Source organism: Halobacillus sp. ABH2_015, assembly GCF_056158945.1.
This window is the reverse complement of record NZ_JBSWUG010000002.1, coordinates 3,553,343-3,573,024: the sequence shown is the minus strand read 5'-3', so window position 1 is coordinate 3,573,024 and position 19,682 is coordinate 3,553,343. Positions and strand designations below refer to the sequence as shown.

Annotated in this window: 22 protein-coding genes; 16 read left to right on the top strand and 6 right to left on the bottom strand. The window is 48.8% G+C overall.

What is annotated here, in order from left to right; translation table 11 throughout:
• Positions 1-11: 11 nt before the first annotated feature.
• From ACXAD6_RS18395 to ACXAD6_RS18385, 3 genes are read left to right on the top strand one after another with little or no spacing between them, the layout of a single operon-like run.
• Positions 12-1,523 carry a spore germination protein gene (locus ACXAD6_RS18395; RefSeq protein WP_474970146.1) on the top strand — a complete coding sequence of 504 codons (1,512 nt, stop codon included), beginning with the start codon at positions 12-14 and terminating at the stop codon, positions 1,521-1,523.
• Positions 1,516-2,631, top strand: a complete 1,116-nt coding sequence (locus tag ACXAD6_RS18390; protein ID WP_474970145.1) for a GerAB/ArcD/ProY family transporter — start codon at positions 1,516-1,518, stop codon at positions 2,629-2,631. Before ACXAD6_RS18395 ends, ACXAD6_RS18390 begins: the two co-directional genes overlap by 8 nt.
• A complete protein-coding gene (locus ACXAD6_RS18385) occupies positions 2,621-3,709 on the top strand; it encodes a Ger(x)C family spore germination protein (RefSeq protein WP_474970144.1) in 1,089 nt (362 codons plus the stop codon). The genes ACXAD6_RS18390 and ACXAD6_RS18385 overlap by 11 nt, the downstream gene beginning before the upstream one ends.
• A gap of 48 nt (positions 3,710-3,757) precedes the next feature.
• On the opposite strand, the gene splB is transcribed toward ACXAD6_RS18385, so the two are convergent.
• Both splB and ACXAD6_RS18375 read right to left on the bottom strand, forming a co-directional pair.
• The gene (gene splB / locus ACXAD6_RS18380; protein ID WP_474970143.1) at positions 3,758-4,786 is read right to left on the bottom strand and encodes a spore photoproduct lyase; all 1,029 of its coding nucleotides are present in this window, start codon (positions 4,784-4,786) and stop codon (positions 3,758-3,760) included.
• Positions 4,780-5,040, bottom strand: a complete 261-nt coding sequence (locus tag ACXAD6_RS18375; protein ID WP_474970142.1) for a transcriptional regulator SplA domain-containing protein — start codon at positions 5,038-5,040, stop codon at positions 4,780-4,782. Before ACXAD6_RS18375 ends, splB begins: the two co-directional genes overlap by 7 nt.
• 156 nt (positions 5,041-5,196) lie before the next feature.
• On the opposite strand from ACXAD6_RS18375, the gene ACXAD6_RS18370 reads away from it, so the two are divergent.
• From ACXAD6_RS18370 to ACXAD6_RS18350, 5 genes are all read left to right on the top strand, one after another.
• On the top strand, positions 5,197-5,739 hold the full coding sequence (locus tag ACXAD6_RS18370; protein WP_474970141.1) for a GNAT family N-acetyltransferase: 543 nt from the start codon (positions 5,197-5,199) through the stop codon (positions 5,737-5,739).
• A 336-nt stretch (positions 5,740-6,075) separates the two neighbouring features.
• Positions 6,076-6,939 carry a nucleoid occlusion protein gene (noc, locus tag ACXAD6_RS18365; protein WP_474970140.1) on the top strand — a complete coding sequence of 288 codons (864 nt, stop codon included), beginning with the start codon at positions 6,076-6,078 and terminating at the stop codon, positions 6,937-6,939.
• A gap of 112 nt (positions 6,940-7,051) precedes the next feature.
• Positions 7,052-7,825, top strand: a complete 774-nt coding sequence (locus ACXAD6_RS18360) for a ParA family protein (RefSeq protein ID WP_027955880.1) — start codon at positions 7,052-7,054, stop codon at positions 7,823-7,825.
• Positions 7,806-8,639: a ParB/RepB/Spo0J family partition protein gene (locus ACXAD6_RS18355; RefSeq protein ID WP_474970139.1), complete on the top strand. Its 834-nt coding sequence runs from the start codon at positions 7,806-7,808 to the stop codon at positions 8,637-8,639. Before ACXAD6_RS18360 ends, ACXAD6_RS18355 begins: the two co-directional genes overlap by 20 nt.
• Positions 8,640-8,701: 62 nt before the next feature.
• Complete coding sequence (locus tag ACXAD6_RS18350; RefSeq protein ID WP_474970138.1) at positions 8,702-9,406, top strand: DUF554 domain-containing protein; 705 nt, start codon at positions 8,702-8,704, stop codon at positions 9,404-9,406.
• Between the two features lie 2 nt (positions 9,407-9,408).
• On the opposite strand, the gene yyaC is transcribed toward ACXAD6_RS18350, so the two are convergent.
• Complete coding sequence (gene yyaC / locus ACXAD6_RS18345) at positions 9,409-10,035, bottom strand: spore protease YyaC (protein WP_474970137.1); 627 nt, start codon at positions 10,033-10,035, stop codon at positions 9,409-9,411.
• A gap of 89 nt (positions 10,036-10,124) precedes the next feature.
• On the opposite strand from yyaC, the gene ACXAD6_RS18340 reads away from it, so the two are divergent.
• From ACXAD6_RS18340 to rpsR, 7 genes are all read left to right on the top strand, one after another.
• Entirely contained in the window at positions 10,125-11,144 is a 1,020-nt protein-coding gene (locus tag ACXAD6_RS18340) for a YkvI family membrane protein (RefSeq protein ID WP_474970136.1), read from the top strand.
• 50 nt (positions 11,145-11,194) lie between these two features.
• A complete protein-coding gene (locus ACXAD6_RS18335) occupies positions 11,195-12,103 on the top strand; it encodes a mechanosensitive ion channel family protein (RefSeq protein ID WP_474970135.1) in 909 nt (302 codons plus the stop codon).
• Positions 12,104-12,117: 14 nt separating this feature from the next.
• The gene (locus tag ACXAD6_RS18330) at positions 12,118-12,312 is read left to right on the top strand and encodes a DUF951 domain-containing protein (protein WP_474970134.1); all 195 of its coding nucleotides are present in this window, start codon (positions 12,118-12,120) and stop codon (positions 12,310-12,312) included.
• Positions 12,313-12,553: 241 nt separating this feature from the next.
• Positions 12,554-13,651, top strand: a complete 1,098-nt coding sequence (gene ychF, locus ACXAD6_RS18325) for a redox-regulated ATPase YchF (RefSeq protein ID WP_474970133.1) — start codon at positions 12,554-12,556, stop codon at positions 13,649-13,651.
• A gap of 136 nt (positions 13,652-13,787) precedes the next feature.
• Positions 13,788-14,081, top strand: a complete 294-nt coding sequence (gene rpsF, locus ACXAD6_RS18320) for a 30S ribosomal protein S6 (RefSeq protein ID WP_027955888.1) — start codon at positions 13,788-13,790, stop codon at positions 14,079-14,081.
• A gap of 12 nt (positions 14,082-14,093) precedes the next feature.
• Positions 14,094-14,582, top strand: coding sequence for a single-stranded DNA-binding protein (ssb, locus tag ACXAD6_RS18315; protein WP_027955889.1), 489 nt, complete (start codon positions 14,094-14,096; stop codon positions 14,580-14,582).
• 21 nt (positions 14,583-14,603) lie between these two features.
• Entirely contained in the window at positions 14,604-14,831 is a 228-nt protein-coding gene (gene rpsR, locus ACXAD6_RS18310; RefSeq protein WP_027955890.1) for a 30S ribosomal protein S18, read from the top strand.
• A gap of 56 nt (positions 14,832-14,887) precedes the next feature.
• On the opposite strand, the gene ACXAD6_RS18305 is transcribed toward rpsR, so the two are convergent.
• Entirely contained in the window at positions 14,888-15,325 is a 438-nt protein-coding gene (locus ACXAD6_RS18305) for an Rrf2 family transcriptional regulator (protein WP_474970132.1), read from the bottom strand.
• Between the two features lie 179 nt (positions 15,326-15,504).
• On the opposite strand from ACXAD6_RS18305, the gene hmpA reads away from it, so the two are divergent.
• Positions 15,505-16,728: an NO-inducible flavohemoprotein gene (gene hmpA / locus ACXAD6_RS18300; RefSeq protein ID WP_474970131.1), complete on the top strand. Its 1,224-nt coding sequence runs from the start codon at positions 15,505-15,507 to the stop codon at positions 16,726-16,728.
• 2 nt (positions 16,729-16,730) lie between these two features.
• Here hmpA and ACXAD6_RS18295 read toward each other — a convergent pair whose 3' ends face one another.
• Both ACXAD6_RS18295 and ACXAD6_RS18290 read right to left on the bottom strand, forming a co-directional pair.
• Positions 16,731-17,363, bottom strand: a complete 633-nt coding sequence (locus tag ACXAD6_RS18295; protein WP_474970130.1) for a YczE/YyaS/YitT family protein — start codon at positions 17,361-17,363, stop codon at positions 16,731-16,733.
• 527 nt (positions 17,364-17,890) lie between these two features.
• Positions 17,891-19,540: a peptide ABC transporter substrate-binding protein gene (locus tag ACXAD6_RS18290; protein WP_474970460.1), complete on the bottom strand. Its 1,650-nt coding sequence runs from the start codon at positions 19,538-19,540 to the stop codon at positions 17,891-17,893.
• Between the last annotated feature and the right edge of the window lie 142 nt (positions 19,541-19,682).

The following is a 19,682-nucleotide window of genomic DNA, read 5'->3' as shown; positions in this document are numbered from 1 at the left end:
AGGAGCTCATCATGTGGAAATGGATGCGGAAAAACAAAAAAAAGCAGGGCGGGCAGAAGCCGTCGTATAACCAGAGCGACACGCTGCCTGAATTTATTGAAGTGCTGGGTCATTCCGAGGATTTCATTCAATTTGAACTCGACGGAATGACCCGATGTACCGTTTCCTACTTGAAGACGATGAGCGATTCGAAAATTTTGAACCGTTCTGTGCTCACCACGTTGAACAGTCATGCCCTGCACGGATTGAAGGAAATCAAAGAGACGATTCCTGTTGAGAACGTTCTGATTACTGATGATCTGAAAGTGATCCAGACGAAAGTGATGTTCGGTTACATTATGATCCAAGTGAAATCCTCTATGGAACAGGTGCTCCTCGTTCCGGCGGTTTCCTTGGAATCGAGAGATGTGAGCATACCGGAAGTCGAATTCAGTGTTGTCGGGCCGAAGGAAGCATTTGTGGAAACGATCAATACCAACATCAATCTGATCCGGAAACGACTGCCGCTTCCGCAGCTGACCGTGAAAGAACTGCAGGTGGGCAAAATGACGAGCACCCGGACCGCTGTCGTTTACGTAGACGGGATAGCGGATCAGGATAACGTTGAAACCGTCATTCAAAGACTCCAGGATATCGAGTATGACCAGTTGATCGACAGCTCGTTCGTCACACAGATGATTGCTGATAACAATCATTCTCCCTTTCCCCAGCTGCTTGATACGGAAAGGCCGGACAGGGTCGTCTCAAGCCTTGTTGAAGGAAAAGTAGCCATTTTAGTCGATGGATCACCTCACGCCCTCACGTGTCCGACAACGGTCGTCGAGTTTTTCGGGGCCTCGGATGATTACTTTCTACCGTGGCATCTGGCTTCCGTGTTCCGGCTGATCCGCTTATTTGCCGTTATCTTTTCCGTTCTCAGCACACCTTTATATGTCGCTGTTCTGACGTATCATTTCGAGATGATTCCCCCTGAGTTGATGGCTACCATTGTTTCGTCAAGGTCCGACATCCCTTTTCCGCCGATCCTTGAAGTGATCATCCTTGAATTGACGATTGAACTCCTCCGGGAAGCGGGAGCACGGCTTCCAACGAAAATCGGGCAGACCATCGGTATCGTAGGTGGTATCGTAATCGGTACCGCAGCTGTTGATGCCGGATTGACGAGTAATGTACTCCTGATCATCGTCGCACTGAGCGCCCTTGCTTCCTTTACGACGCCGGTCTATCAAATTGGTAACACGATCCGGCTGATCCGCTTTCCGTTTTTAATGGGTGCGCAGCTCTGGGGACTCGTCGGGGTGTCGATGTGTATGGTTTTCTTTATCGGCCATTTGATCAAGCTCCAGTCTATCGGTCGTCCATTTTTTGAACCGTTGTATCCGCTCCGGTTCAAAGATTTGAAAGATGCCTTTATCCGCCTGCCTTTTACCAAACAGGTGGACCGTCCGGTATTGATGAGATCCGAAGACCCAAAGCGTATGAATGAAGACAGGGCGAAAGCAAAGAGGGATATTGATGAATAAATTAAATGAAAACCAAGGATTGAACATATCGGAAAACTATCTGGTGAGCCCCTTTTATGTCTTTTTCATCATTTTTACGATGCAGGTGGGAATCGGAATTCTCGGGTTTGAGCGGTACTTAGTGGAAAAAGCCGGGTTTGATGCCTGGATATCGGTACTGGCTGCAGGCGTATTTCTGCACATCCTCGTATGGATGATGTACCGTCTCCTTCAAAATGGAGGCGGAGATATCGTCCATATCCATAAGCAGGTGTTCGGGAAATATATCGGCGGTTTTCTAAGTCTTCTCTTTGCGGCTTACGCGCTGCTGTTGTCATTTGATGTCATGATTACGTTTATTGAAGTGATCAAGGTGTGGATGTTCCCCGGGCTCCAGGTCTGGATTTTTGCTTTTGTCATGATCGGCCTCGTCTACTACATCGTTTCCGGTGGGTTCCGGGTGATTACCGGGATTGCACTCATCAGCGTCGTGATCGGGCTGCCGATTCTGCTGCTGAAATTTTTCCCGATTCAGGCAGGACACACGATGAACATCTATCCGAATATCAACCACAGCCCCGGTCAGATTCTTGCCGCAGCAAAGCAGAGTGCGCTCAGCTTTCTGGGCCTTGAATTTCTATTGATCTTCTATCCCTTTATCAAAAACCCGGCTAAATCGAAAAAATGGGCCCACTTTGCCGTGTTTTACACGACGATGCTTTATTTCATCAGTGTCCTCGTCACGTTTGTCTATTTTAGTGAGGAACAGTTGAAACAGGTCGTATGGGGGACGATTTCGACATGGAAGATTGTCGAATTTCCTTTTATCGAACGTTTTGAATATGTAGGGATTGCGATGTGGCTGTATGTGATCCTGCCCAACATCTGTATCGGCATCTGGGGGGCGACGCGTGTAATGAAAAGAATCTTCCCTGTGAAGCAGATTCACTTTTTAAGAGTTGTCTGTATCTCCCTGTTCTTTCCCGTCGCTTTAGTTGCAGGCCGCGACCCGATCAACGCCATTAACAATTTTGCCGGCACGGTCGGTTTTTACGTCCTGCTTTACATCCCGGTTCTTCTTCTATTAAAAATGATCTCGGACAAAGTGAGGAAGCGATATGAAAATTAAGTGGAACGTACTGGTTTTGATCAGCAGCTTCTTTCTTTTCACAGGTTGTGTACCCAGCAAGAGCGTTGAAGAAAATGCCATCGTCCAAATATCCGGCTATGATAAAGGCGGCGATAAAGGAAGGATTAAAGGGACTGTATCCATCCCCCAGTACGGCAAAAGTGAGAAGAAAACCGCCGCCTCTGAGCTTTACTTAACCGTTGATGCCAACTCCATCAAGGATGTGGAGAAGGAAATCCAGAAACAATCCTCCAAACCGATTTCCATCGGAAAACTGGCAGTCACGTTGTACAGCATGGAGCTGGCTCAGGAAGGCATTTCCGACGTCATAGACGTGCTGAGCAGGGACGCCCGTCTAAGCCGGAACATGTATCTCGGTATTGTGGATGGACAGACGCAGGACTTGATTGAGAATGGATACACACAGGATGAGACAACGTCCAAGCACCTGCAGGGATTGATTGAGAATAATGTCCATCACAACTTTCCATCGACAAGCCTGCACGAATTTTTATATGCCTACTTTGCGATTGGTATGGATCCCTATCTCCCGATTTTGTCGAAAAAGGAGACGTTTGTAGAAGTCTCCGGCATTGCTTTTTTCGATAAGGGAAAAGTCGTAACCACGCTCTCGGATGCGAAAGTCTTTACATTCAAAATGATGAAAGAGAATTTCGCGAGGGGAATGCAGGACCTCCCTTTTCAAAATGGAACCATCATGCTGGATAATATCGGTTCGACAGTGGATTACAAACTGACGGGCACGCCGGAAAACCCCGGTGTGGACATCCACGTGAAATTGGAATCGGAAGTGAATGAAATGGTCGGGGTGGAGGAAAAGCCGTCGCCGAAGCTTGCAAAAGAAATGGAAGATGCATTTGTGGAGTATTTCAAGACGAATGCCGGGGAGATGATCGAATTGTTCAAGAAGGAAGGCATTGATCCGCTTGGTCTCGGTCATTTTGCTAAAACGAGAACGAGACACTTTGATGAAAAACGGTGGGAGGATCTTTATCCGGATATGGATATCCAGTTCACCGTCGATGTGGAAATTACCGAATACGGCATCTTCTCCTGATTTGAATGTGAAACAAAAAAAGGCCTCTGGATGGAGGCCTTTTTTGTTTCACGTGAAATATTCAAGGCTTGCTTCAGGGAAGTATTTGGCAATGTAGCCGCCGAGGACATTCTTCATCTCTTCCTGTTCATCTTTTTGGTAGACGTACTTTCCGATGCCATAGCGCCCCCATTTGTATTTGCGTTTCTCTTCGTCCATTTCAAGTTTTGTCATCGGATAGTTTTTCTGAATGACGCGTTTGGCCGGTTTTGTAAACCGGTGCTGGATCAGTTCAAACGTCAGATCCTGTACAGCGTGGTCCGGGAGTCTGTCCTGAAGTTTTTCAAACAACTCTTTGTACCCTGCCTTCCAATCTTCATACAGATAGATCGGGGCGATGATGAAGCCCAGCGGGTAACCGGCTTCGGCCACTTTCACGGCGGCACCGATACGGTCATCGAGCCTTGATGTGCCCGGCTCCAAATATTTAATGACATAATCAGCATTCATACTGAAGCGGAACCGTGTGCGTCCGTTATGCTTCGCATCCAACAGGTGATCCACATGCGCGAATTTTGTCACGAACCGGAGCTGACCGTATTCAGACTGCCCGAAATATTCGATCGCCCGTTTCAAGGAATGAGTCAAGTGATCGACGCCGACAATGTCAGACGTACAGGAGGCTTCAAAGCGGGTCATTTCCGGTGCCCGCTCCTTCATGTACTGCTCCGCAGAGTCGAGCACTTCATCGACGTTCACATACGTACGGATATACGGCTTGCTGCCCATCGTCGTCTGCAGGTAACAATAATGGCAGTGGCCCATACAGCCTGTCGCAAGAGGGATGGCATATTCTGCTGACGGCTTGGACGTATCAAATTTCAATGTTTTTCTTACACCGACGACAAGGGTGGATTTGGCTATCCGGTACTTTTGGAAATCATTTTCCCCCGGCAGGTTCCGGACCTGGTTATGGGAGGTGGTTTCCCGGATTTCAATTCCCATGTCTTCGAATTTTTCCTTTAATTCCCGGCCTAAGGGGTATTCCAGGGCCCGGGGTTCAATATAAACAAGTTCTGGTACGAATGGCTTTACCACAGCTGTCCCTCCGATTCAGCCCCGCCGCCGAAGGCATCGTAATAGGCCCTTTCCGCTTCGCCTTCGGAAGCATACACAGCGATGTTTTCGTCGAGTGGAAAATACGTTTCGTACAAAAACAGAGCCAGTTCGCCCGGCTGTTCCGGATTATTGACGACGGCTGCTTCTTGTACATTCGCCACATCATACGTGTGTGGATTGCGGTAGATGACATATACGACATCTCCCGCCTTATAGGACGGTTGAATTTCCATACGGACACCTGCTCTCATAAAATTGGTTATGCTGCTATTCCTTGTCCATTTGTGCTCATGTTTCCACTAAGCCAGCTTTTTTATTATGAAATTCGATGTTAATAAAAGGAATTCCAGTCTCCTGTCCAGAAAAGGGAAAGCAGGAGGATGAGATGTATGACATGGCTTTTGAGAACAGAACGTCTGATGTTAGAGCCTTTTACAGAAGATCTAATAGAGAAAACGGCAGAACTCGCGGGAGATCCGGAAGTGGCGGCAACGACATTCGTTCCCCATCCCTATACGATCGAACACGCGAAGGAATGGATCGCTTCCCATGATTCCTGGATGGAGGAAAAGAAAGCTTTTCCTTTTTCCGTAAAGCAGAAGAAAGATGATGGACTGCTGGGGACGATGACGCTCCGTATCGATGAGGCACACCAAAAAGGCGAACTCGCCTATTGGATCGGCCGGCCCTACTGGGGACACGGCTATGGATCCGAAGCAGCCCGGCGGGTCGTCCGGTTCGGTTTGGAGGACATCGGCCTGCACCGTATCTGGGCTGCAGCGATTTCCGACAACCCGGCCTCTACGCGCGTCATGCAAAAAGCCGGTCTCACTTACGAAGGAACCTTGAAGGAGGATATGCTTCATAGAGGGGAATTCAAGGATATTGACGTGTACGGACTCGTTCGTGGATCACAGCGACGTTCCATGTGAAACAAAAGCGCCTGCTTTCAGGCGTTTTTTTGCGAGGCACAGGCATAGAACAAAATTTATCGACGAAATCTGTCATAGGGAGAGAAAGGGAAAAACGCATCAAACCGGCACGGATTTTCAAGGATCCCGCCGGTTTCGACAGGGGAAGGATGTAAAATCTTCGTTCATCAAGATACTTTTCCCTGTATAAATGTGATAAAATAATGAGAGAAAAGAAAACGGCATACGTGTGCGCAGCAGCGTCTACAGCCTGCGGCGCTTTTTATGTTTCAAACCATTCCTTTCATTCTTAATAATAAAGGCGTATGCTTGATCGTATAAAGGTGGTGTCTGATCGTGTTACATCCTTTTGGTCGTTTATTCGGGCTTGGGGACAAACCGGAATCGGATAATGACAACAATGAGGAACAAGGCTACAGTCCCGATGAAGTTGTACAGGTTCCCGTAGATCGTGTACAGCCTAACCGCTATCAGCCACGAGCGATTTTTAACAGCGAGAAGATCAGCGAACTTGCCCAGACGATACATACGCATGGGATGATTCAGCCGATCGTTCTCCGTCGGTTAAATGAAGAAGAATATGAATTGATTGCCGGTGAACGCCGGTGGCGCGCTGTCCAGTCACTCGGATGGGAGACCGTACCGGCGATCATCCGTGATATGAATGACTCCCAGACGGCGTCGGTGGCCTTGATTGAGAACCTGCAGCGGGAGGAATTAACCGTCATTGAAGAAGCGCTCGCCTATGCGAAGCTGATTGAGCTTCATCAACTGACACAGGAGGCCCTGGCTCAGCGTCTCGGTAAAAGCCAGTCGACCATTGCGAACAAAATCCGGCTTCTGAAGCTGCCGGAATCCGTCCAGCAGGCCATCATGGACAAGCAGATTACGGAGCGTCACGCCCGTGCCCTGATCGCGTTAAAGGATCCGGAAGTACAGGAACAGGTACTGAAGGAAATCATTGAAAAGCAGCTGAACGTGAAGCAGACGGAGGAACGGATTGCCAAGCTTTCCGATCCAAAACCGAAGAAAAAGAAACCTACCCTCAAAGGGGTGAACAAGGATATGCGGATTGCGATGAATACGATCCGCCAGTCGTTGAATATGGTGACAGATACCGGAATCGATCTGGAAACAGACGAGCAGGATCATGATGATTATTATCAAATCACCATTAAAATTCCGAAGAAAAAATCATAACGTCCCGTACCCATCTTGACTTTTTTAGTGGAGATGGGGCTTTTTTTAAGCTGTTCCGCCTATTTTCCGGGGGAAATGGTAGAATTATACTAAAACAGAGGCAGGTGACACCATGGGGAAAGTGATTTCCATCGCAAATCAAAAGGGCGGCGTCGGTAAAACGACGACAGCCGTCAATTTAAGTGCATGCTTGGCTTATCTCCATCATAAAGTCCTTTTAGTTGATATCGACCCGCAGGGAAACGCCACGAGCGGGATAGGTGTGGAAAAGGGGGAAGTGGATCAATGCATCTACAACGTTCTCATCGATGATGTGAAGGCGGACAAGGTCCGGACGGAAACGCTCGTGCAGAACCTCGATGCCATCCCCGCCACCATCCAGCTTGCCGGTGCAGAAATTGAACTGGTGCGGACGATTTCAAGAGAAGCGCAGTTGAAAAAGTCCATGGATCAATTGAAAGCGGATTACGACTATATCATTATTGACTGTCCGCCCTCTTTAGGCCTTTTGACGTTGAACGCCCTGACCGCTTCTGATACGGTATTAATTCCAGTCCAGTGTGAATATTATGCGCTTGAAGGATTGAGCCAGTTGTTGAACACCATCCGGCTTGTCCAGAAGCATTTAAATAAGCAGCTGATGATTGAAGGGGTCCTGCTGACGATGCTCGATGCCAGGACCAACCTCGGCATCCAGGTGATCGAAGAAGTGAAAAAATATTTCCAGGATAAGGTCTATCAATCGATCATCCCCCGTAATGTCCGGTTGAGCGAAGCTCCCAGCCACGGACGTCCGGCAATCCTGTATGATCCGAAATCAAGAGGAGCAGAAGTCTATTTAGAATTAGCAAAGGAAGTGATTACAAATGGTGAGAGGGTTAGGTAGAGGGCTGGATTCTCTGATTACCGGCTCCATGGAGGATGATGAACTGATTGATGTGTCTGTGGGCGCATGCCGGCCGAACCCGTACCAGCCCCGCAGACAGTTCGATCAAGAGGCCCTTGACGGACTTCAGCAGTCGATTGAAACCCACGGTATCCTCCAGCCTTTAATTGTCCGGAAAAGCATCAAAGGCTATGAGATTATTGCTGGTGAGCGCCGTCTGCGGGCAGCCAGGCAGGCGGAGCTGGAGACGGTTCCTGCCATCGTCAAGAATCTGACGGATGAGGAAATGATGGAGCTGGCTCTGCTGGAGAACCTGCAGCGTGAAGATCTCTCCCCGGTGGAGGAAGCCCGTTCCTATGAAAAGCTGATCAAGGAACTGAACGTCACGCAGGAAATTCTGTCCAAACGACTCGGGAAAAGCCGCTCGCACATTGCCAATCTCATCCGTCTTTTGTCGCTTCCACAGGAAGTGATCGAGCTGATCGAATCCGGCAGCCTCTCCATGGGCCATGGACGGGCTCTGCTCGGGTTGAAAGACCGGTCGGAGCAGATTACACTCGCCGGCCGGATCGTCAAAGAATCCCTCAATGTCCGGCAGGTGGAGCGGCTGATCCACGAAAAGAACCAGACACGTGCGAAAGATAAAAAGCAGCCGAAACCGGCCGATGTGTTTTTGAAGGAGCGCGAAACCGATCTGAGAAACCGGCTCGGTACGGCTGTGAAAATCCAAAAAGGCCGTCGGAAAGGGAAAATTGAGATCGAATTCACCAATGAAGCGGATTTGGAGAGAATTCTCGATATGTTCCAGGAGTAACGCGTACAGACCAGGGGCCTCAGGGTCTCTGGTTTATTTTTGTGTGAGGAGGTCGAAAGCCGATGGTTTTAACAGGAGCCCTCGTCAATGGACTCTGTATCGCTGTAGGTACAGGGCTTGGTCTATTTTTCACAAAAATCCCTGAGCGGTTTAAGGAAACGGTCATGAACGGGATCGGTCTTGCCGTTCTTTTGATCGGGCTGCAGATGGCGTTCGAAACAGAAAACATCGTCATCGTTCTGCTTAGTCTGCTGCTCGGCGGCTTGATCGGGGAGGCAGCTTCTCTTGAGGAAAAGCTGCAGTCCACAGGCCGGTGGCTGGAGGAAAAATTCAGCCGCCCGGGTCAGGAAACACGGATCGCACAAGGATTCATCACCGCCTCCCTTATTTTCGTCATCGGGGCGCTGGCGGTTCTGGGTGCCCTGGATAGTGGTCTGCGCCAGGACCATGAAGTGCTGATCACTAAAGGGATCATCGACGGATTTGTGGCGCTCGTCCTGACCTCGACGCTCGGATTCGGCGTGTTGTTTTCCGTCGTACCCGTTGTGTTATATGAAGGAGGCATCGCCCTCCTGGCGACGCAGATCAATGCCTGGGTGCCGGAAGCGATCCTGGATCAATTCATCGTGGAAATGACGGCAGCCGGCGGTCTGCTGATCACAGCCATCGGGCTGAATATGCTGAATATAACCAAAATCCGCACAGCCAACCTGCTGCCTTCGCTGCTGATGGTTGGAGTGATTCTCTGGGTCTACCAGTGGTTTTAATGTTACTGGATCCGTTTGTGAATGACCGGCCGGGACGTTGTGAACGCCTGGAACGGCCGTGTCTCCATGCTTGTTTTCTTCCGCTTCGCTTCGGTCATCTGAATGGCTGCGGCCACTTTAGCCGCCATCTGCATGACGACGTGAAGCCGTGTGTTCTGCAGGACGACATGCTCCATGAATCCACTGACATTGACCATCCCGCTGATATGGATCTGCCCTACCGGGGGCAGGTCCTTTTTTAATGCGGAGCCCGGGTTCAAGGACCCTTTACCGAGAACAACGGAACCAACAGAGGAAGATTTGCCGAGGCAGGCGTCAACAGCGAGAATGTACGGGTTTACATGTTCCCGGTGGATGGCAGACAGCCGTTCTTTCAGGTTCAGGGCGTGAAGCGGTTCTTCCAGTGTGCCATATATATGGAAGGTATCCAGTAATTGATCGTGAAGCATCGACCCGACGAGCGGACCGAAGGAATCTCCCGTGGAACGGTCGGTTCCGATACAGGCGACGACAATGTCCTTCGACGGGGGAAGCCAGTCATTCAAATAGTCGGCAAGCTGATCACTCATGGCCGGGTCTTCAGTGCTGACGCGTTTCTCTTCTTTGGAAAACTTGTCCTTGAAATTCATAGCTTCTCCTCCAGACACATAGTAGTAACAGTATATAAGGTTGTCCTTGGTTCTATACGTCGCAAATACATAGATGTGGAGGAACGGTCATGATAAAAGCGGGTTGTAAGTGGATGTTTTTGATTGTCGGAACGATGATAGGGGCCGGCTATGCTTCCGGAAGAGAGCTGTGGCAGTTTTTTGGTGATGACAGCAGTCTGGCCATCCTCTTGTTTTCGATTATGTTCATCTTCTGCTGCTGGGTGATTTTGTCGATCAGTTTCAAGCTGGAAAGCGGCCATTATCTCCCTGTCCTCCGCGCGGTCGTCGGCCGTCGTCTGACCGGCGTATATGACTGGATGATCATCGTCTATCTGTTTACGACGACGGTCATTATGCTGGCAGGCAGTGGAGCGACTCTGCAGGCCTTCAACTTCTCTTATAAGTTCGGGGTCGTTCTGATTATCATTCCGCTTATTCTCCTGTTTGTATGGGACGTCAAAGGGATCGTCGTCGTGAACAGCTTTGTTCTGCCGCTGCTGATTGCAGGTCTGTTATTCGTCCTCATCTTATTCATCAAAGATCAGGACCTGTCCCTTTTCGGCCATGTGCATGAGATGAGCAACTGGCTGGCGGCGTTTCCGTTTACCGCACTGAACATCCTGCCTTTGATTGCTGTCCTCGGGGCGATCGGCAACCAGGTCAGACGCAAAGGAGAGATCTGGGTGGCCAGTATCGGAAGCGGTGTGGTCCTCGGAGTCGTTTCCTATCTCTATAACAACAGTCTGATCCAAATTGCAGAAGACATCATTTTGTATGAAATCCCCCTTTTCGCGATTCTTAAACATTATCCGTACGAAATGATGATCTTCATGTCGGTGATGCTCTGGATTGCCATTTTCACCACCGCGGCCTCCGGCACACTCGGGCTCGTCACAAGGTTCCGGGATTACGTCCGGCAGCCGCTCTGGATTCTGGCGATGATGGTGATTGCCATCATGCTTCCTTTCACTTCTTTCGGTTTCTCCACGTTAATTGAATACTTGTATCCGCTGTACGGCATCCTGAATTTATACGTGCTCCTTGCCCTTCTTTTATACCCCGTTCTTTCCAGATTCAAAATTCGCTGAAAACCTGTTAAAATGAATGTCATATTCATAGACGTACAGGAGGGAAAGCGGTGAGTGAGCCAACGAAAGCTGTGGAGGATGCCAAAACACAGTGGGAGGAACTTGTCAGTTATGTCAAAGATCCGGAGATTTGGTGGAGTTACGGAATCGGCGCGTTGAAGATCATTATGATCATTGTGCTGTCTCTGCTGATTATCCGGATCGGGCGCGGTTTGATTGCGCAGTTTTTTGCGAATAAACGCAGGGGGCCATTTCAAATTACCCAGCGCCGGGAAGCGACGCTGAACAAGCTGGTCGTCAATGCGTTGTCCTATGTCGTCTACTTTGTTGCCTTTATTATGATTTTGGAGACGCTGACGATCAACATCGCTGCACTCCTTGCCGGTGCCGGTGTAGCAGGCCTTGCGATCGGCTTCGGGGCCCAGAACCTTGTGCGCGACGTGATTTCCGGCTTCTTCATTATCTTTGAAGATCAGTTTTCCGTCGGCGACTATATCCAGACCTCCGGTGTCGAAGGCTTCGTCGAAGAAGTCGGTCTCCGGACGTGTAAGGTGAAAGCATGGACAGGCGAAGTCCATATTCTGCCGAACGGCAATGTAACTCAGGTGACCAACTATTCCATGCACAACAGTGTGGCGGTCGTCGATGTGAAAGTGGCCTATGAGGAGGACATCGAGCGGGCCGAGCAGGTCATTTCAAAACTGCTTGAGGAACTGCCGGAACGTTATGAGGAAATCATCACTATGCCGGAACTCCTTGGTGTTCAGAACCTCGGAGCATCGGAAGTCGTGATGCGTGTGATCGCTGAGGTTAACCCGATGGAGCACTGGGCGGTGGCACGGGTGATCCGTAAAGAAGTGAAAAACCGGCTGAATCAGGAAGGCATTGAAATTCCGTTTCCTCGTATGGTCATGTATTCCCGGCATAACGAGAACGAGAATGAAGCGGTCGATCAATAAGGAGGAGCACAGTTATGGCAGAGAAATCCTATCAACTCAATGATGTGGTGGAGATGAAAAAACCGCACCCCTGCGGCGAGAACCGCTGGAAAATCATCCGCATGGGGGCGGATATCCGGATCAAATGTGAAGGCTGCGGACACAGTGTCCTCGTCCCGCGCCGGAAGTTTGAAACGAAGATGAAAAAAGTGTTGGAACCGAGTGAATGAACGAAAGCCTTCCCTTTGACAGGGGAGGTTTTTTTATGGAAAGAGGAAAAAAAGGACAAACTTCCATTATTCGGTCTGTTTCTTTGCAAAGGGTGAATTTGTTATAGTGGAAAATGGACTTTTGGGCTGTGCTTTTCCCCGTAAGGACGGGACGGCGCAGGTTGTTATTTTCAAGTACAGAATCTATAATAAAGTGGACTAACATGCATGTATGTAAATCCTTAAGGAGTGAAAGTCTCATATGGCACTAACAGCTGGAATCGTAGGTTTACCGAACGTAGGGAAATCTACGTTGTTTAACGCAATTACACAGGCAGGCGCTTTATCCGCCAACTATCCGTTCGCCACAATAGATCCGAACGTCGGGATCGTGGAAGTACCGGATTCGCGGCTGGAAAAGCTGACCGAGCTCGTGAACCCTAAGAAAACTGTTCCGACCGCATTTGAGTTTACTGATATCGCCGGCATCGTCAAAGGCGCAAGTAAAGGGGAAGGTCTCGGCAACCAGTTCCTCTCCCATATCCGCCAGGTGGATGCGATCTGCCACGTTGTACGCGCATTCGAAGATGAAAACATCACCCACGTTTCCGGTCAGGTCGATCCGATTACCGATATCGAAACGATCAACCTCGAACTGATCCTAGCCGACCTTGAGACGGTTTCGAAGCGTCTGGACCGTGTAGCTAAGCTTGCCCGTCAGAAGGACAAGGACGCCGTTGCTGAATATGCCGTTCTTGAAAAGCTGAAGGAAGCATTGGAAGCTGAAACACCCGCCCGCGCTGTCGAATTCAGCACCGATCAGGAAAAAGTCGTGAAAGGTCTCCATCTTTTAACTTCCAAGCCTATCCTCTATGTGGCTAACGTAAGTGAAGATGAAATTGGCGAAGGTGACAATGACAAAGTGAAGCAGATCCGTGAATTTGCGGCTAAAGAGAACGCAGAAGTCATTGTCGTCTGTGCAAAAATCGAGTCTGAAATCGCTGAGCTTGATGGCGATGAAAAGGACGAATTCCTGGACGATCTTGGAATCGAGGAATCCGGTCTTGATCAATTGATCAAAGCGACCTACAACCTGCTCGGCCTGGCGACATATTTTACTGCCGGCGAACAGGAAGTGCGCGCCTGGACCTTTAAGGAAGGCATGACCGCTCCACAGGCGGCCGGTATCATTCACACGGACTTCGAGCGCGGCTTCATCCGTGCTGAGACAGTGTCCTATGAGGATCTGGTTGATGCTGGAACAATGGGCGTTGCTCGTGACCGCGGCCGTGTCCGCCTTGAAGGAAAAGAATATCTGGTCAAAGACGGCGACGTCATCCATTTCCGTTTCAACGTATAAACGGGGAACCTTCCGCAAAAGGTTGTAAAGTGGGGACAAGTTTGTTACAATACTATATTGTGAGTAATTAAACGAATTACTCCTTGCTCCTCTTTACGAAAAAGGAGCCGTTAAGTCCATAAGGAGGTGAAAACGGATGAATAGAAAATACGAAATCATGTATATCATCCGCCCAGATATCGAGGAGGAAGCGAAAACGTCTGTCAAAGATCGTTTCAGCAAAATCCTTACAGATAACGGAGCGGAGATCCAGGAAGTTAAAGAACTAGGCAAGCGCCGTCTTGCTTACGAAATTAACGACCACCGTGATGGAATCTACGTAACAGTTGATTTCAACGGTACACGTGAAGCGATCAATGAATTCGACCGTCAGGCGAAGTTCACGGATGATATTATCCGCCACATCGCAGTACGCGAAGATGACAAATAAGGAGTGATTCTGGTGTTAAATCGTGTCGTACTAGCCGGCAGATTGACGAAGGATCCTGATTTACGCTATACGCCAAACGGAGTAGCTGTCGCCAACTTTACGATCGCTGTGAACCGCCCGTTCTCAAACAATCAGGGAGATCGCGATGCCGATTTCATCAACTGTGTCGTTTGGAGAAGAGCAGCGGAGAACCTTGCGAATTTCATGAGTAAAGGCAGTCTTGTCGGAGTGGACGGACGTCTACAGTCCCGCAGTTTCGACAATCAGGAAGGCAAGCGTGTGTTTGTAACCGAAGTCGTTGCAGACAGCGTACAATTCCTTGAATCCAAGGGTGGTTCTTCGCAGGGCGGAGGAAACCGTGGAGGTTCAGGATACCAGCCAAATCAGAATCAACCATCAGGAAACAACTTCGGTTCCAATAATAATAATCAACGAAACGATGATCCATTCGCAGATAATGGCGAACCCATCGATATATCAGACGACGATCTACCATTTTAATCAGAAAGGAGTGAATGCTACATGGCACGTCGTGGACGCGGAAAACGTAAAAAGGTGTGTTTCTTCACAGCTAACGGAATCACACACATCGACTATAAAGATGTTGATTTGCTGAAACGTTTCGTCTCTGACCGTGGAAAAATTCTTCCTCGTCGAGTAACTGGAACTTCTGCTAAATATCAGCGTAAATTGACAAAAGCGATCAAACGCTCTCGTCAAATGGCCCTGCTTCCTTACTCTACTGAGTAATAGCAGCGTTACTAAAAACCGTGAAGTCTTTTATAGACTTCACGGTTTTTTTATGTTCAGGCCAGCCCCATCAGCTTCTGCAGTTCTCCCCGATTATCCAGTAAGTCCGCCAGTGTATAGCTGTCCAGCACTTGAAAGAATGCGGCCAGAGCTTCGTGCAGGGCACGTTTCAGCCGGCACGCCGGTGTAAGGACGCAGTAATCCGATCCACAGTCAAAGCACTCCAACAGATGTAAATTATCCTCCATCGCCCGTACGACGCTTCCAATATTTATATCTTTCGGTTCTTCAGCCAGACGAATTCCTCCAGCTCTTCCCCGGATCGTTTCAATCAGACCGAGCCTGCTCAATTCATGAATGATTTTCCCCAGATGGTTTTCAGATATATGAAACACCTCGGAAATTTCCTTTTTGTTCGCCAGGGCACCGTCTTCCTTGGACCCGGCAAACATCAGTACCCTCAGGGCATAATCCGTATATTTCTTTAGCTGCATGTCCGGCACCCCTTCTTGTTTTCTATTTCTTTTATCATACCACATGCATTTCTATGAAAAGCGGAGAGAAGACTGCCTTCGAATTGTCAAATCTTTTTGTGGAAAAGACGTTGCAGAAGAATTATCTTTCGATACAATAAAGGTGTATATAAAATACATCTTTTAAAGGGGTTTGAATGATGACCAATCACGTTAAACATCCACTTGATGAAAGAACGGTACGGATTATTAAGGCAACGGTTCCTGTGCTGGAGGAGCATGGAGAGACGATTACGACCTTGTTTTACAAACGACTTTTTGAAAATTATCCGGAGCTTAGAAATATCTTCAACCAGACCCACCAACGGGCGGGAGATCAGCCGAGAGCCCTGGCAAATATGGTTTACATGGCAGCTCTTCATATCGAAAACCTTGGCGAGGTGCTTCCTCAGGTCAGAACAGTTGCGGAAAAGCATCGAAGCTTGAATGTTCAGCCGGAACATTACCCCATTGTTGGTGAATATCTGCTGAAAGCGATGAAGGAAGTGCTTGGCGAGCAGGCGACGGATGAAGTTATTGAAGCCTGGGGAGAGGCTTATGGTGTCATTGCAGGTGTTTTCATCGATGTTGAAAAAGATTTATATGAAGCAGCGGAGGATCAGAAAGGTGGCTGGTCAGACTGGAGGTTGATGCAGGTCGTTGATAAAGTGAAGGAAAGTGATGAAATGACGTCCTTTTACCTGGAGCCGGAAGATGAGCGCCCACTGCCCCGTTACAAAGCTGGTCAATACATTACGGTGAAAGCTGAGATCGAAGGAGAGTCCTATGATCATCTTCGTCAGTACAGCTTATCTGATGCTCCGGGCAGTGATCATTTCAGAATCACCGTCAAACGTGAGGCAGGATCCGAGGATGTTCCGGCCGGAATCGTTTCAACGTGGCTGCATGACCATGTGAATGTTGGAGATACGCTTCCAGTAAGCGTTCCGGCCGGTGATTTCCACCTGGATGACCGTAAACGTCCGCTCGTTCTGATCAGCGGAGGGGCAGGATTGACTCCATTGATGAGCATGCAGAAGGAAGCTGCAGCACGGCAGCCTGAACGGGATATTTATGTTATTCATGCGGCTAGGAACGGCAGGGTGCACGCATTCAAAGAAGATATGCTGAAAGAGAAGTCCTGCTTCGTTTATGAACAGCCGACAGAAGAAGATATCCGCTTGGACGCGTTTCATGAGCGGGGCTTCGTTGATTTGGATATCCTTCAGCGTACGGTTCCGAAAGATGCTGAATTTTATTTCTGCGGACCGAAGGGGTTTATGACAGCGGTGTACAGGAGTCTGACCGAGTGGGGTGTGAAGGAGGATGCGATGCACTATGAATTTTTCGGTCCTCAGGAAGCATTGGTGCTGAGAGAATCGTAACGTTACGATTCTCTCAGTGGAGCGGCCTGGAAGGTACGCTGGTCGAACTGGTCGATCATCTTCATAAAGATGTTAATGATATACCCGCTGAAAATGGTAATGATCACGGTGCCGATTCCCACCGCTCCTCCGAACAAGGCCGCCAGAATGACAAGAATGATGCTGATGAAGGCTCTCGATATCGAAACGTTCCATCCTGTTAAATCCTTAATCACAAGCATCATCCGGTCGAAGGGATTCGGTGCAAAATCTGCCTGAAGGTTCATCGCAATCCCGAAACCGGCAATGATCATGCCGCTGATCAGGCAGATAAACTGTACGGCTGCTGTTTCCGGCTGGATGGATTCTCTTAGAAGAAACACCCAGAAATCAATCCCTGCCCCTGTCATCAGCGAGGTGATGACAGCGAAAAGTTCCGGTTTTTTCTTCGATGCCGCCGCATTAAACAGGATCATCGTCAGGCCGACAACAATTTCCCAGCTGCCGATTGTCAATCCGAATGTCCGGTGCAGTCCTACAAGAAGGGCGTCAAAAGGAGAGGTACCGAGGGAGGATTGAATCGTCAAGGCAATACCGGCGGTCATAATGAAAAGGCCTGCCATATAATACAAGCCTCGGATGTAATGGCGTTTCATGACACCACCCCTTTTCTCGTTATCCTTAGACTATACAGCGGGAGTCACCCGTATTTCAAGAGGGAGGGTGTAAATGAAAGTAAAAAAGCAGGAGCTTATGGCTCCTGCCTTTCAAGCTGGTGAGTGAGGAACCTTGACCACCATTTGGGTGAACGGTCACGTTCCGCTTATCGGTGGATGCTTGCCGCGGGCACGGCCTCAGCTAACTTGGGCAGAAAGAACACCTGCCCAAGTGGATCTTCGACCTGTGCTGTTCCCGCAGGCGTCACCACCGAACGCTCCTCGTGACTTCACCAAATGATGAAGGATATGAAGTTTCTAAACGATCCTTGTTTTACAAGAACATGCCGTACGGGTCATGACAGGAACCCTGAACGATGTGTTGTATACGTGTAGGGAGACGTCCACTTACCGTAATCGAAAGCATTTTACTTGAATAAGGAAGACTGGAGGCGTTGGGGTAAATGGGAGTTATCTACATATAAAAAAGCAGGAGCTTATTGCTCCTGCTTTCTCTATGATATCTATTACTCTTCAACGTAAGCCCACTTGAATTCGAATTCAGGGCCTGTTGCTGTAGAATAAACGCCTTTAATGGACGGGCGGAACAGCTGTGCTTTGGCATCCTGATAAATAGGAGCCACGGCCTGATCTTCTTCAAGAAGCAGCTTCTCGGCTTCCAGGAAGGTTTCAAAACGCTTCGCCGGATCCTGGGCATACTCTGAATTGGCTTTGTCAATTAAGCTGTCATACTCTTCGCTGGAGTACGCCATGTTGTTGTTCTGACCATCTGTCAAATACATGTTCAAGTACGTGTTCGGGTCCACGTAGTCCGGTCCCCACGTAGCCGCTTCGATTTCGAATTCGGAATTGTTATCACGGCGGACACGTTCCTTAAATGGTACTTCCAGAAGCTTGATCGTCAGGCCGTCCAGGTTTTCCTCAAGCTGTCCTTTGTAATACGCAAGGGCATCTTTGGATGTCCCTGTATCATCACCCAGCAGCTCGATTTCAACAGAATCTGTACCGAGTTCCTCAAGCGCCTTGCTCCAGTGCTCTTTTGCTTTCTCAACATTGGATTCTACAAGTGACCCTTGTGCCTCGCGGAAATCTTCCTCACTGTCCGGCATGGACACGAAGTTGGATGGGACATAACCTTCTGCCGGAACAGATCCGTCATTCAGGATAACATCGACAAGACCTTGACGGTCGATCCCGTAGGAAATGGCCTTACGTACGTTTACATTGGCTAGCGCCTCGTTATTTTCCTGATTGAACTTGAAGAAATATAAGTATGGTTTTTCGACGACGTTGAACGCTTCGTTCGTACGATACTGGTCGACAAATTCCGCGTTCAATTCTGTCTGATCAATTTCACCGGACTCATAAAGGTTCACACCGGTGGAAACTTCTTTTACGACTTTGGCATTGATTTTCTCAAGCTGCACCGTTTCGTTATCCCAGTAGGAATCGCTCTTTTCGATGGACCAGCCTTCGCCGTGGCTCCATTCAGTCATTTCGAACGGTCCGTTGGAAATGGTATATTCCGCTTCTGTTGCGAACTTGTCCCCTTGTTCTTCAACATACTCCTGATTGAGCGGCATGAACGTGATGAAGACCGTCATGGACTCAAAGTAAGGAACCGGCTTTTCCAGTTCGACTTCAAGCGTTTTATCATCGACAGCTGTTGCTCCGAGGTCTTCCAGAGAAGCTTCCCCGTTGCTGATTTCAGTTGCATTTTTAATGATGCCACCAAGGAAGTATGGACCGTACTCGGATCCCACTTCCGGATCAACCGCTCTTCTCCACGCATAAACGAAATCGTCAGCGGTAACCGGGTCGCCGTTTGACCATTCGGCGTCACGCAGGTTGAATGTCCACGTCAGGCCGTCTTCGCTCACTTCAGAGCTTTCCGCCATTCCGTTGACAAGCTGGCTGTTTTCATCGAGTCGGTAAAGTCCCTCGTAGGTTTCCCCTGCCCATTGGAATCCGACAGAATCCGTAATCAAGGACGGGTCCATGCTTGGGATCTCACTTTTTGATGTAATCGTGATTTCCTGTTCTCCCGAAGCACTGCTTTCTTCTGTTCCTTCTGATGTTTCCTCATTACCTTCCCCTGATTCAGAAGATGTTTCGCTGTCCCCGCCGCTGCACGCTGCCAGTACAAGCACAAACATCAATCCGAAAAGCACCAACAGATGTTTTCTCAAAGTGACTCCCCCTATAGTTTAAATTTTCTAAAAATAATTACTTTTTGAATTATACAAATAAATAAGAAAAAAAGCAAAGTCTATTTTTGTCTAATCCTTTGGCATACGC

What these genes read in the sequence shown, in the direction of transcription:
- ACXAD6_RS18395 (WP_474970146.1), top strand. Translation starts at nt 12, where the DNA reads ATGTGGAAATGGATGCGGAAAAACAAAAAAAAGCAGGGCGGGCAGAAG.
- ACXAD6_RS18390 (WP_474970145.1), top strand. Translation starts at nt 1,516, where the DNA reads ATGAATAAATTAAATGAAAACCAAGGATTGAACATATCGGAAAACTAT.
- ACXAD6_RS18385 (WP_474970144.1), top strand. Translation starts at nt 2,621, where the DNA reads ATGAAAATTAAGTGGAACGTACTGGTTTTGATCAGCAGCTTCTTTCTT.
- ACXAD6_RS18375 (WP_474970142.1), bottom strand. Translation starts at nt 5,040, where the DNA reads ATGGAAATTCAACCGTCCTATAAGGCGGGAGATGTCGTATATGTCATC.
- ACXAD6_RS18370 (WP_474970141.1), top strand. Translation starts at nt 5,197, where the DNA reads ATGACATGGCTTTTGAGAACAGAACGTCTGATGTTAGAGCCTTTTACA.
- ACXAD6_RS18360 (WP_027955880.1), top strand. Translation starts at nt 7,052, where the DNA reads ATGGGGAAAGTGATTTCCATCGCAAATCAAAAGGGCGGCGTCGGTAAA.
- ACXAD6_RS18355 (WP_474970139.1), top strand. Translation starts at nt 7,806, where the DNA reads ATGGTGAGAGGGTTAGGTAGAGGGCTGGATTCTCTGATTACCGGCTCC.
- ACXAD6_RS18350 (WP_474970138.1), top strand. Translation starts at nt 8,702, where the DNA reads ATGGTTTTAACAGGAGCCCTCGTCAATGGACTCTGTATCGCTGTAGGT.
- yyaC (WP_474970137.1), bottom strand. Translation starts at nt 10,035, where the DNA reads ATGAATTTCAAGGACAAGTTTTCCAAAGAAGAGAAACGCGTCAGCACT.
- ACXAD6_RS18340 (WP_474970136.1), top strand. Translation starts at nt 10,125, where the DNA reads ATGATAAAAGCGGGTTGTAAGTGGATGTTTTTGATTGTCGGAACGATG.
- ACXAD6_RS18330 (WP_474970134.1), top strand. Translation starts at nt 12,118, where the DNA reads ATGGCAGAGAAATCCTATCAACTCAATGATGTGGTGGAGATGAAAAAA.
- ychF (WP_474970133.1), top strand. Translation starts at nt 12,554, where the DNA reads ATGGCACTAACAGCTGGAATCGTAGGTTTACCGAACGTAGGGAAATCT.
- rpsF (WP_027955888.1), top strand. Translation starts at nt 13,788, where the DNA reads ATGAATAGAAAATACGAAATCATGTATATCATCCGCCCAGATATCGAG.
- rpsR (WP_027955890.1), top strand. Translation starts at nt 14,604, where the DNA reads ATGGCACGTCGTGGACGCGGAAAACGTAAAAAGGTGTGTTTCTTCACA.
- ACXAD6_RS18305 (WP_474970132.1), bottom strand. Translation starts at nt 15,325, where the DNA reads ATGCAGCTAAAGAAATATACGGATTATGCCCTGAGGGTACTGATGTTT.
- hmpA (WP_474970131.1), top strand. Translation starts at nt 15,505, where the DNA reads ATGACCAATCACGTTAAACATCCACTTGATGAAAGAACGGTACGGATT.
- ACXAD6_RS18295 (WP_474970130.1), bottom strand. Translation starts at nt 17,363, where the DNA reads ATGAAACGCCATTACATCCGAGGCTTGTATTATATGGCAGGCCTTTTC.
- ACXAD6_RS18290 (WP_474970460.1), bottom strand. Translation starts at nt 19,540, where the DNA reads ATGTTTGTGCTTGTACTGGCAGCGTGCAGCGGCGGGGACAGCGAAACA.